Here is a 12,435-nt window from a genome sequence, read left to right on the forward strand (position 1 = left end):
TGTGAGGGGAGTGAAATAGATCCTGAAACCGTATGCGTACAAGCAGTAGGAGCACCTTCGTGGTGTGACTGCGTACCTTTTGTATAATGGGTCAGCGACTTATTGTATGTGGCAAGGTTAACCGTTTAGGGGAGCCGTAGGGAAACCGAGTCTTAATAGGGCGTTTTAGTCGCATGCAATAGACCCGAAACCGGGCGATCTATCCATGAGCAGGTTGAAGGTTGGGTAACACTAACTGGAGGACCGAACCCACTAATGTTGAAAAATTAGGGGATGACTTGTGGATCGGAGTGAAAGGCTAATCAAGCTCGGAGATATCTGGTTCTCCCCGAAATCTATTTAGGTAGAGCCTCGGACGAATACCACTGGGGGTAGAGCACTGTTTGGGCTAGGGGGTCATCCCGACTTACCAACCCCATGCAAACTCCGAATACCAGTGAGTACTATCCGGGAGACAGACAGCGGGTGCTAACGTCCGTTGTCAAGAGGGAAACAACCCAGACCACCAGCTAAGGTCCCAAATGTTAATTAAGTGGGAAACGATGTGGGAAGGCTTAGACAGCTAGGAGGTTGGCTTAGAAGCAGCCACCCTTTAAAGAAAGCGTAATAGCTCACTAGTCGAGTCGGCCTGCGCGGAAGATGTAACGGGGCTAAATTAGCAACCGAAGCTGTGGCTACAGACTATGTCTGTGGGGTAGGGGAGCGTTCTGTAAGCTGTTGAAGGTGTGTTGAGAAGCATGCTGGAGGTATCAGAAGTGCGAATGCTGACATGAGTAACGACAAGGGGAGTGAAAAACTCCCCCGCCGGAAGATCAAGGTTTCCTGTCCAACGTTAATCGGGACAGGGTTAGTCGGCCCCTAAGGCGAGGCGGAAACGCGTAGTCGATGGGAAGTAGGTTAATATTCCTACACTTTTTGTTACTGCGATGGAGGGACGGAGAAGGCTAGGCCATCACGGCGTTGGTTGTCCGTGTTTAAGGTTGTAGGCTGGGGGATTAGGCAAATCCGGTCCCCTAAGGCTGAGAACTGATGACGAGCTCAATTTATTGAGCGAAGTGGTTGATGCCATGCTTCCAAGAAAAGCTTCTAAGCTTCAGGTAACAAAGAACCGTACTGTAAACCGACACAGGTGATCAGGTAGAGAATACCAAGGCGCTTGAGAGAACTCGGGTGAAGGAACTAGGCAAAATAGTACCGTAACTTCGGGAGAAGGTACGCCACTGACGGTGAAGGATTTACTCCGTAAGCTGTCGGTGGTCGAAGTAACCAGTCCGCTGCAACTGTTTATTAAAAACACAGCACTCTGCAAACACGTAAGTGGACGTATAGGGTGTGACGCCTGCCCGGTGCTGGAAGGTTAATTGATGGGGTTAGCGTAAGCGAAGCTCTTGATCGAAGCCCCAGTAAACGGCGGCCGTAACTATAACGGTCCTAAGGTAGCGAAATTCCTTGTCGGGTAAGTTCCGACCTGCACGAATGGCGTAATGATGGCGGAGCTGTCTCCACCCGAGACTCAGTGAAATTGAAATCGCTGTTAAGATGCAGTGTACCCGCGGCTAGACGGAAAGACCCCGTGAACCTTTACTGTAGCTTTGCACTGAACTTTGAACCTATTTGTGTAGGATAGGTGGGAGGCTTTGAAGTCGAGACGCTAGTTTCGATGGAGCCGTCCTTGAAATACCACCCTGGTATGTTTGAGGTTCTAACGTAGGTCCCTAATCGGGATTGCGGACAGTGCATGGTGGGCAGTTTGACTGGGGCGGTCTCCTCCCAAAGAGTAACGGAGGAGCACGAAGGTTGGCTAATCCTGGTCGGAAATCAGGAGGTTAGTGTAATGGCACAAGCCAGCTTGACTGCGAGACTGACACGTCGAGCAGGTACGAAAGTAGGTCATAGTGATCCGGTGGTTCTGTATGGAAGGGCCATCGCTCAACGGATAAAAGGTACTCCGGGGATAACAGGCTGATACCGCCCAAGAGTTCACATCGACGGCGGTGTTTGGCACCTCGATGTCGGCTCATCACATCCTGGGGCTGAAGCCGGTCCCAAGGGTATGGCTGTTCGCCATTTAAAGTGGTACGCGAGCTGGGTTTAGAACGTCGTGAGACAGTTCGGTCCCTATCTGCCGTGGGCGTTGGAGATTTGAGAAGAGTTGTTCCTAGTACGAGAGGACCGGAATGAACGAACCTCTGGTGTTCGGGTTGTCATGCCAATGGCATTGCCCGGTAGCTACGTTCGGACGGGATAACCGCTGAAAGCATCTAAGCGGGAAGCCTCCTTCAAGATTAGATCTCCCTGGGACTTTAAGTCCCCTAAAGAGCCGTTGAAGACTACGACGTTGATAGGTTGGGTGTGGAAGCGCTGTGAGGCGTTGAGCTAACCAATACTAATTGCTCGTGAGGCTTGACCATATAACAGAAACGATTGTGTTGACGTTATTTTTTAGAAATGAAATAAAGTGATTTGAGAACGATCTGAAGTTATGTCTGAGAAATCAGAACGACAAATGAATCAGATTTATGTAACAAAGAGACTCAGCATCTACAGAATTATTACGACGACTTTGTGATTGAAAGATGACAAAGGCATTTATCGCCCTATTTGGAGTGAATCGCAAGTCACCGTCCATGGTACTTGAGCCCAGTCCAGCCCTTCATGGCTGGCCGTTCATGACCCCGCAAAGCAATGCTTTGCAGACGGAGCCATTCACCCATACCAGTTTGCTTGACGACCATAGCGATTTGGAACCACCTGATCCCATCCCGAACTCAGTAGTGAAACGAATTAGCGCCGATGGTAGTGTGGGGTTTCCCCATGTGAGAGTAGGACATTGTCAAGCATCTAACTAAAAACGCCCTGTAGGATATCCTGCAGGGCGTTTTGCTTTGTGCGCTCTCACAAGGGTAATCGGAGTGCCGCACCACCCCTCTTTTTATTTGTGGCAGTTCTCGGGCTTCCTGCCCTTCACTGCACCGCCACATCCCTGTGGATTGGGGCCGCTAGCCGAGGCGTCGGACCGGCGGTCCAGCGACCAGCGGATGGCCGCCCCGCCGTCCCACTCCGCGCCCATGTGTGAGCGTGGCCGTAGATGTTATATCAAGGCGCGCCTCGCAGCTTTGCTGCCGGCGAAAGACGGGCTAATTTTTATAGAAGCGGATCAATTCAGGCGGCACCGAGGACTCGTCGGGAAGGCTGTGGCGCCAAGACCTTTCCGAGAACCAAGCTCTAAAGAAACAACCTGCAGATGCACAAAAGCCCAACTGAGTACTCGGTTGGGCTTTCGCTTTTACTTGCGAAGATATACCAGTGTCTGGAAAATTTTGCAGCTTGCAGGGGGCGGCCCCCCGCCTTGCCGCTTGTCTTTCCGTCGTTCCTGTCAGCTGTACCCTGTCAACTGTAAGCCACCTATTACTTATACTTCACCGAACACCCATAAGGTGCTGTCACTGGTCTCTTGACTGCTTCGCCTTTAGCTAATGCTTGCATTGCTGAGGTTAAATAATTTTCTGCCTTTGGAATGTCGGCTTGGTCGGTTGACTTGATGCTGTCGATGGCGCCTTGGTAGCGTAGCGCACCTTCTTTGTCGATGATGTATATGTGGGGCGTAGTTTGTGCGCCGTAGGTTTTACCTACTTGGCCGTCGGCATCGAATAAAACATAGTTTGGCGACGCGTTTCGATTTTCGGTTAGTGAATTTGCTTCTGCTGCAGTCACATAACCTTGCTTGCCAGCGGCCGAGGAAATAATCGATAACCACACAACACCCTCATCGGTGTATTGTTTCTGTAGCTTTTGCATATTGCCGCTGTCGTAATGCTTTTGAACGTAAGGGCAGAGATGGTTGGTCCACTCGAGAATGACCATTTTGCCTTTGTACTGGCTCAGGGTAATAGTTTCATTGTTGCTTGAGGGGAGAGTGAAATCTGGTGCCGGCTCGTTGACGCTAATACGCGCTGAAGCCAAGCCGGTGGCGAATAATGCAGCCAATAAGGTAACTACGCGGATGATCATGGTGTTTCTCCTTCAAGGTAATTGATAAGAAGATCTGGTGTTAAAACCTGTGGCAGTGTTTGTGGCGCGCCACCGACCGGGTAGTAAACGTAGAGCGGAACACCGCTGCGACCAAAAGATTCCAAATACTTAAGGATGTCGTCATCCTTTCGTGTCCAATCTACGGTGATGTAGGCAACATTGAGCCGACTAAAGGCATCTTCAACTTTGTCGGTGTCGAAAGTGATTTGTTCGTTCACTTTACAGGTGATGCACCAATCTGCCGTGACGTTGACTAATACATTTTGCTTGGCAGTTCGGAGTTGCGCAATATCAGCTAGCGTATAGATTTGTGATGTCTCAAGGTTGGTCTTCTGGGGCATGAAGGCGCCGCCTAATAATAGCAGAGCGACAATTAAGCCTGAGCCCATAAGCGCTAGGGGTTTAGATGCTAGGCGGCTCAAGTAGGCACCAAATGAGAGCGCAAGACACAGTATTAGCAGCAGCACCAAGGCGTTTGCGCCAGAAATCCCCGCCACTATCCAGCCTAACCAGATCGCCGTACCAAACAGCGGAAACGCCAACAGGTGTTTGAAGTGCAGCATCCACGCGCCGGGTTTTGGCAGTAAGCGAACACTTGCGGGTAACCGATGTATAAGCCACAGCGGCAGCGCAAAACCGATAGATAATGAGATGAAAATCAGAAAGTTTTCAACGGTGTCGGCTTGTAGCGCGTAACCCAGAGCGCCAGCCATAAAGGGCGCGGTGCAAGGTGTGGCTACAAGTACAGCAAGGCCGCCGGTCATGAAGCTTGCCGATCTGCCGCTCAGATGACTCAATTGACTATTGCCGGTATTTTGCAAACTGCCGCCAATGCGAATGGCGTCTGTGAGTATCAAGCCGAGGGCAAAAAACAGTAACGCTAAGAAAGATACAAAGCTGGCGGACTGCATTTGGAAACCCCAACCCAAGTGCTGCCCCGATAGTTTGGCGAACTCAATAATGCAGGCAAACCCCATAAAGCTAAGTAGAACGCCGGCAGCGTAGGCATCGCCTAGGCGGCGTTGCCTTTGATCTTTGTTCTGGGCCAGAGACATGGCCTTGATGGTCAAAACAGGCAGAACACAAGGCATGAGATTCAGAAGCAGACCACCGGCAAAAGCCATGATCATTATGATTAGAATGTTAGGCGCCTGAGTTTCAGCTGGAGCTTGGTTTTGTGTCGCCGTAAAACTGAATGCTTGTTTGCCGTCTGAGCTTATGGCGAGCCATTGCATGAATTCAGGTGCTTGCCAAAAGTACTGACTCTTTTCAAAGCTGATCAAGGTCTTTGCTTGATCTAGGGCAAACGTTGGCTTAGCGTTATGGCGAACCCAATCGCTAGCAAAAGGTAATAGGGTCCAGGTGCCGATTAGCTCCGTCGGCAAAGAAAGCGCAATGGCCTGATCGGTGATTTCTACTGCTGCCGCTAAATCTTGGTGAGAGTATTGATTAGTTCTGGCTCTAGCAAACTCTTCAGTAATACGGCGGTTATTGAAAATGGGTGCTTGCTCTGACGTTGGCAGTTTTAAGGCAAGTGTGGCGCTGTCAGGAATACAGTCCTCTTTACACACCAACCATGTTAGCGCTACATCAATATTCAGTGCGCCGGTAAACTCTGCGGGTAGGCGCACTGGCAACATGAGCAGGCTGCGCCCGTAACCATAGTTAATTAAATGGGCAACGGGGATAACCTCCGGTATCTCCCATGCTAACTCGCCGGCAACCGCGCCTGCAGTTAGCGTGATATCTACGGCTGGAGGTTCGCCAGAGTCGCCAGGGTTGAGCCAGTAAGTGTGCCAGTGTGGATCGGGTTCAAACAGAACACCTAGCCAGTGCTCAGAGCCCGCTTGCAGCTGACGATGTTCAGAGATGAGCTCGACTCGTATGTGTGGGCCAAAAGCTTCACTGTTCGAAAGCGCCGGCGAAGCCCATGCGAGCAAGCTAAAAACAATGAGCAAAAAGGAGCGAGAGAAGGCCATAACGGTTCCGAATCGTCCGACTATGCCCAGATGTTAAACGGAGAACGCCGTCCGGTGCTAGTGGTTAGCGTTTGAGACCGTTTGAATGCGTGCCTCCAAGTGCGGATGCGTGCTTAGGTATTTGAGCCAAGTATCTTTGTCTTCACAGGCATTTTCTTCGACATCGGTATCTGCTGTGGTATCGGCATTGCTGTCGGCGTCTGTTGCCGCGGTGCAATGGCTGTTATAGAGTTTGGTTAGCATGTCGGCAAACGCTTGCTTGTCATAGCCGCGATCGGTTAGAAACTGTACCCCATACCTATCTGCTTCTAGTTCAAAGTCTCTGGAAAAAGCCAATTGTGAAAATACAATAGGTAATGTCAGAACAATGTCACCTAAGGCGCTGGTGTCACCACCAATTAATGCAATGGTGAGGGAAATGGCAGAGTTTTGTAGTATCTGGCGAAGTGAGTGCTTGTGCGCAATATGACCCAGTTCATGTCCGAATACACCGAGTAATTGCGCCTCATTGCCGTCGGCTAAACGAATCAATTGATCGGTAAAGACAATGGTGCCGTCCGGTAGTGCGAGGGCATTGGCACCCATGTCGCCGCCATCAACGATGTGCAGTTTGTTTAAGTCGTAATTGGGAGCCGCCTTAGCGATACTGTCTCGAAATGATGCCTGTTGTGCTTCCTCCAGTTGCGATTCACTGAAATAGCGCTTATTTAAAATCATCAAGGTTTCGTCGGAGGCTTCTTGTAGCAAGGATTCAGGTAGCTTGTCAGCCACCAGATCGGCTGCAGCAGGAATTCCCCAAAGGAAATAGCTCACACCCAAACCTAAGGTTACTAGGGTCGCCATCAGCACCATCAGTAAACTGTGTTCGAGCTGATGGATATAGTCTGACCAGGTTTTTTTATGTTGGCTTAATAGCTGCTCAAGTTGTTCGTGTGCACTGGTTTCAAGTTGGCCTGTTAACTCTGCGAATTGGATGTAACGTGGTGTTTGCCCAAGTTTGGGCGACACTTTAACGCCGTCGCGCGACAAGGTTTTACTCGGCTGGCCTTGAATAGCTAGGGTCACAAGTTCGCCATTGCCGGTAAGTTGTGCCGGCAGGCTGGCGCTGCTCGCGCCGTCCTGCCAGTGACCTGTGATGTGAAAAGTCAAATCTAGAATCCAACATTCATATCAAATACATCGCCAAATTCTTCGCCGAAGGCAGACGGGTCTTCTTGGCTAACTGCAATGAATTTATCGAGATCACCGTTGACATCTATGGCGGTGTGCTCAGCCGCATAATTCGCCAACTTCACTTTAGCCCAAGGTATGTAAAGGCCGAGAGTGATAATGGTGAGGATAAAGTTACCTATCAGGATTAAGCCGTAGTCTTTGTAGTCAAAGTTGGCTTTGAAGTCGTGATCCGCAAGGTTGAGCTTATTAAAGAAAAGGTTATTAATTGCCACAATAAAATAAATGATTGAGCAGATATATCCGGCTGCGATACCGAAGGCCATCAGAGGCGTGAATATAAGACCGATAATGGAACCGGCGATTGCTCCAATCACAACACAGGCAATGGAAATGAGGAAGATTTTATAAAACTCGCCAATTTTACCATTGAAGGTAAAGCTCTTGTTGCCGTAATTGTGATTGTTAGCGATGTAAGTTTGCTGGCGTTGAATGGCAACAGGCATGAGCAGCATAAAGGTAAACATGGCAGCTATAGGCCATAGAAAGAATGCTTTAAACGCTGGCCAGTAAGTGCCGGTGAAGCGGAAACGGATATTGCGATACGTGGTATTTCTGGCATAAAAAGCTAGAGACTTGTTTAGCACCCATGGAAATAGGAAAATTAAGGGCAGGGTGACTAAGAGGCTGGTTAGCGGCGAGTAATATTGCAGCGCACCGATAAGAATGAAGATGCCCAACGCAATTAAACGACCGATAAGCATTTTCACTGGGTCTGCAGTAAACGCAAAACTGGCGCCGTTAAGTGTTGTATTGCCGTAGAAATACTGGGTGTTTCTGACTTTGGCCCAAGGTGAATAGAGGCCGACGGTAACAATAACGAGCAGAATATTTACAATCCAAATTTTGAAATATTCATAGCCTTTACCGCTAAAACTAAAGTGTATGGTTTGTTTCTTCGCGGTGCTCGATGCCGTTGGGCTGCTTGCAGCGGCGCTATTGACGTCATCGGCAACAGGCTCTAACTCGGTTTGAATGCCAAGTGAGTTCAATTTTGCCTGGTAGCTTTTTGCCGTCGCTTCATCGACATTCTTTTTGATGACGCTGGGCGCGCTCGCAAAGAGTGCCTGGGCCTTTTCAGTGCTGATGCCTGACGCAGTTGCAAAGGCGGCGATAGCTTGCGCTGGATCAGCGTCTTCGTTAAAAGTACCGGTGAGTAGAATGTTATAGGTATGAGTCACGTTTCCTTCCCTAGATGATCGTAGTGGTGAATGTATTGTGTCTTCTTTTTAAACTAAATTCCACAGCAAGGACAGTTGGGGTCCTTTTGTAGCCGTATCTCTTGCCAGCGCATAACCTTGCCATCTAACAAAAGCAAGCGATTGCTCAGACTAGAGCCTGTTGCGGTGATAAGTTTTACCACCTCTAGCGCCTGCACCGTGCCTATAATACCCACGAGTGGCGCGACAACACCAGATTCGGCGCAGGATAAATCATTGGCGCTTGGGCCATAGATACAGCGGTAGCAGGCGCTCGAAGGGTCTCGATGATCAAACACGCTGACCTGCCCCTCCCATTGAATGGCGGCGCCGGAAATGAGGGGTTTGCGAAATGTTTTGCAGGCTTGGTTGAGGGCGAAACGGGTGTCGAAATTATCACTGCAATCCACAACCATGTCTGCGACTTGAACTGCTTGGTTAAGTTCTTGGCCAGTGAGCCGCGAGTGGATTAATGTCACGGCGCAATCGGGGTTTAAGTCGTTAATGCTAGCACTTGCAGAGGTCGGTTTTTGTTGCCCAATGCGCGAGGTGGAGTGAATGACTTGGCGTTGTAGGTTGCTCAGCTCAACGTGATCGTCATCGCACAGGGTTAAATGGCCCACGCCACTGGCGGCAAGGTAGAGCGCAACGGGGCTGCCTAGCCCACCTACGCCGACAATAAGAACCTTTGACTGCAATAGCGCTTCCTGGCCCGCAACATCGATATCGTCTAATAAAATATGTCTGCTATAGCGCAGTAGTTGATCATCTTTCATGGGTATTTGCTCGCCAGCGGCCGAAAGAAAAGCGTTCGTGTCCATCCAGATCCATGCCGCTACCTACGTCTGAAAACCCCGTTGCCAGCAGCATGTTTCGCACTTCACCTGCCTGATTGTAGCCGTGCTCGAGTATCAGGGTGGCTTCATTATTTAAATGTTCTATCGAATCATTAATGATGCACCGTAAGTCCGCTAGGCCATTTTCTTCGGCCACAAGCGCCGATAGCGGTTCAAATCTAACGTCTCCCTGTAAGAGGTGAGGGTCCTTTGCGTCGATGTAGGGCGGGTTGGAAATAATAAGATCATAGCGCCGATGTTGGATTGCACTAAACCAATTACTTACTTGGAAAGTGCAATTTTTTATCTGTAGGTTAAGGGCATTTTCCTGCGCGAGTGCTACGGCGGCCGGCGATATGTCCAGCCCAGTAATTTGCCAAGCCGGTTTTTCGTAGCCGAGCGCGAGGGCGATGGCGCCTGTACCTGCACCGAGGTCCAGTAGCTCGCAGTTGGACGGAAAAGATTGCGTTAGGAGCCATTCAATGAGTGCTTCGGTCGCTGGCCTGGGAATCAGTGTAGAGGCATTCACTTTGATTGGTAGCGACCAAAATTCGCGCTGACCAATTATGTGGGCAATGGGCTCTCCAAGCTTACGCCGCTCGATCAGCTCGTTGAAATATGACGCTTGCTGGTCGGAAAGCGCTGCTTCTGGCCAGGTGTATAAATAGGTTCGTTGTTTGCCAATGGCGTGACAAAGCAACAGTTCTGCATCGAGCCGTGCGCTATCGCTGGCGATAGCGGATGCTTCAGAGAGTGCGGCTTTAATTGTCAGCATTAACTGTCGCCGGCGAGTGCCGCTAATTGATCCGCTTGGTATTCGTGTACGAGTGGTTGAATCACTTCGTCCAGTTTACCTTCCATGACTTCGTTTAATTTGTACAAGGTTAAATTAATACGGTGATCGGTTACTCGTCCCTGCGGATAGTTATAGGTGCGAATGCGTTCGGATCTATCGCCGGTACCCACTAGCGAGCGGCGTTCATCCGCCATTTCCTGCGCGGCTTTATCTTCCTGGGCCGAGTTTAATTTCGCCGCCAAGAGCGACATGGCACGGGCGCGATTTTTATGCTGCGAGCGCTCGTCTTGGCACTCGACGACGATACCGGTTGGAATGTGAACGATACGAATGGCCGAGTCGGTTTTGTTAACGTGCTGACCGCCGGCGCCGGAGGAGCGGAAAGTGTCGACGCGAATATCCGCTTTGTTAATGTTCACTTCTTCCATCTCGTCGGCTTCAGGCATCACCGCGACGGTGCAAGCGGAGGTGTGAATGCGGCCTTGCGATTCCGTTTCAGGAACCCGCTGAACCCGGTGCGCTCCCGATTCGAACTTCATTTGCGAGTACACGCCTTGGCCCGCAACACGGGTGATAATCTCTTTGTAGCCGCCGTGTTCACCGTGGTTTTCGCTGATGATTTCTATGCGCCAGCCGCGTGTTTCAGCGTATTTACTGTACATGCGAAATAGATCGCCGGAGAAAATGGCCGCTTCGTCACCGCCGGTGCCGGCACGAATTTCTAGGAAAATATTTTTGTGATCGTTAGGATCTTTGGGTAGTAGCAATAGTTGCAGTTCTGCCGTCAAGGGCTCTTCTTTTTCGCGTGCCTCGTCCCAAGACATTTGCGCCATTTCGCGCATTTCTGGATCTGGGTCTTTTAATAACTCTTTGGCTTCTTCAATATCTTGCTCTAACGCAAGGTAGCGACGAAAGCATTGCACGACGGGCTCAAGTTCAGCGTACTCTTTGGAAAGTTCGCGAAATTTATTTTGATCGGAAATAATATCCGCATCAGAAAGCAGGGCCGAAACTTCTTCATAGCGCTCGTCGAGTGATTCGAGCTTAAAACGAATAGAGTCTTTCATTTAAATCTATTTACTCCGCTTTGTTTGCGTTTAGGGCAAACAAATGATTGGCCATCACCAAAATGTCATCGCGGCCGTCTGCACTTGCTTCGCGTAAGGCCGTGGTTGGTTGATGTAAAAATTTATTAGTCAGGCCGTTGGCCAGTTGAGTCAAAACCTGCTCTGGATTTGCACCGCTGTGCAGGGCATTTAAGGCCTTTTTTAATTCGGCATGCTTTTTTATCTCGGTCTGCTCGCGCAGCGTTTTGATGGTGAAGTTTGCGCCCAGGGCGTTTTGTTGACGACTGAAATTCAGCACGCCTTCATTAATAATTTCTCTTGCCGCCATGGCCGCGTCTTCGCGCGACTTTCGATTGACGTCTATCACTTCTTTTAGATCGTCAACGCTAAATAAAAACACATCATCCAGTTCAGCCACTTGCGGTTCGATATCTCTGGGTACGGCGATATCGACCATGAACATGGGTTTGTGTTTACGTTTTCTTAGCGCGTCTTCGACCGAACCTTTACCGAGAATCGGCAGCTGGCTGGCGGTAGAGGAAATAACGATGTCGGCTTTGTGTAGTTCTGTCGGAATGTCTGACAACAAAATAGGTTTGGCGCCAAAGCGCTCGGCCAAATCCGCCGCTCTGGACAGCGTTCTGTTAGCGACGGTGATTTTTTTTACCCCTTGCTCGCTTAGGTGTCGCGCCACCAGCTCAATCATTTCGCCGGCACCAATAAGCAGCGCTGATTGCTCGCTCAGATCGGCGAAAATTTGCTGCGCCAAGCTCACGGCCGCATAGGCGACGGAAACGGGGTTTTCGCCGATGGCGGTTTCGGTGCGTACTTTTTTCGCGATGCTAAACACTTGCTGAAATGCAATGTGCAACTGACTGGCTACAGTGCCGGCTTCGCAGGCCACCGCGTAGGCGGATTTCATCTGCCCTAATATTTGCGGCTCACCTAAAATCAGGGAGTTGAGGCCGCAGGCGACTTGCATCATGTGATTGATGGCGCCGTCACCTGAGTGCAGGTAATGGTAAGGCGATAGCTCATCGAAGCTAATTTTATGATGCTCGCTGAACCATTGCAGGACTTTTACGGTCTCAATCTCGCCGTGAAAATACAGCTCCGTCCGGTTGCAGGTCGATAGTATGGCTAGCTCTTTCAGGCCAAGTTGAGACTTTGCATCCTGTAAGGCTGAGGTCACCGTCTCTGGCGCAAAGGCTACCCGCTCGCGCAGTGCTAGCGGTGCCGTGTGGTGATTGATGCCTAAGGCCTGAAAGGTCATGGGTTTACAGAATTAACTATTTA

General features: G+C 50.1%; 8 protein-coding genes and 2 rRNA genes (1 of these 10 running past the window's edge). 2 read left to right on the forward strand and 8 right to left on the reverse strand.

Annotated features, from left to right (window positions below; translation table 11 throughout):
- Both ACGHTT_RS02170 and rrf read left to right on the forward strand, forming a co-directional pair.
- Positions 1-2,411, forward strand: a 23S ribosomal RNA gene (locus ACGHTT_RS02170) (it extends 476 nt beyond the left edge of the window).
- Positions 2,412-2,723: 312 nt separating this feature from the next.
- A 5S ribosomal RNA gene (rrf, locus tag ACGHTT_RS02175) occupies positions 2,724-2,839 on the forward strand.
- 569 nt (positions 2,840-3,408) lie between these two features.
- On the opposite strand, the gene ACGHTT_RS02180 is transcribed toward rrf, so the two are convergent.
- Genes ACGHTT_RS02180 through hemA form a run of 8 tightly spaced genes read right to left on the reverse strand, consistent with a single transcriptional unit; the run spans position 3,409 to position 12,412 of the window.
- Complete coding sequence (locus tag ACGHTT_RS02180) at positions 3,409-4,011, reverse strand: thioredoxin family protein (protein WP_390593241.1); 603 nt, start codon at positions 4,009-4,011, stop codon at positions 3,409-3,411.
- Positions 4,008-6,011 (reverse strand): protein-disulfide reductase DsbD family protein, encoded by a 2,004-nt coding sequence (locus ACGHTT_RS02185; protein ID WP_390593243.1) that lies wholly within the window; start codon positions 6,009-6,011, stop codon positions 4,008-4,010. Before ACGHTT_RS02185 ends, ACGHTT_RS02180 begins: the two co-directional genes overlap by 4 nt.
- Before the next feature lie 57 nt (positions 6,012-6,068).
- On the reverse strand, positions 6,069-7,160 hold the full coding sequence (locus ACGHTT_RS02190) for a M48 family metallopeptidase (RefSeq protein WP_390593245.1): 1,092 nt from the start codon (positions 7,158-7,160) through the stop codon (positions 6,069-6,071).
- A 2-nt stretch (positions 7,161-7,162) separates the two neighbouring features.
- Complete coding sequence (locus tag ACGHTT_RS02195) at positions 7,163-8,422, reverse strand: YjgN family protein (RefSeq protein WP_390593247.1); 1,260 nt, start codon at positions 8,420-8,422, stop codon at positions 7,163-7,165.
- Positions 8,423-8,475: 53 nt separating this feature from the next.
- Positions 8,476-9,216, reverse strand: coding sequence for a HesA/MoeB/ThiF family protein (locus ACGHTT_RS02200; RefSeq protein ID WP_390593248.1), 741 nt, complete (start codon positions 9,214-9,216; stop codon positions 8,476-8,478).
- Entirely contained in the window at positions 9,206-10,051 is an 846-nt protein-coding gene (gene prmC / locus ACGHTT_RS02205) for a peptide chain release factor N(5)-glutamine methyltransferase (protein WP_390593249.1), read from the reverse strand. The genes ACGHTT_RS02200 and prmC overlap by 11 nt, the downstream gene beginning before the upstream one ends.
- Complete coding sequence (prfA, locus tag ACGHTT_RS02210; RefSeq protein ID WP_390593252.1) at positions 10,051-11,139, reverse strand: peptide chain release factor 1; 1,089 nt, start codon at positions 11,137-11,139, stop codon at positions 10,051-10,053. The genes prmC and prfA overlap by 1 nt, the downstream gene beginning before the upstream one ends.
- 10 nt (positions 11,140-11,149) lie before the next feature.
- A complete protein-coding gene (gene hemA, locus ACGHTT_RS02215; RefSeq protein ID WP_390593255.1) occupies positions 11,150-12,412 on the reverse strand; it encodes a glutamyl-tRNA reductase in 1,263 nt (420 codons plus the stop codon).
- Positions 12,413-12,435: the final 23 nt, after the last annotated feature.

The sequence above is a fragment of the Simiduia litorea genome, from assembly GCF_042853465.1.
Classification (GTDB): domain Bacteria; phylum Pseudomonadota; class Gammaproteobacteria; order Pseudomonadales; family Cellvibrionaceae; genus Simiduia; species Simiduia litorea.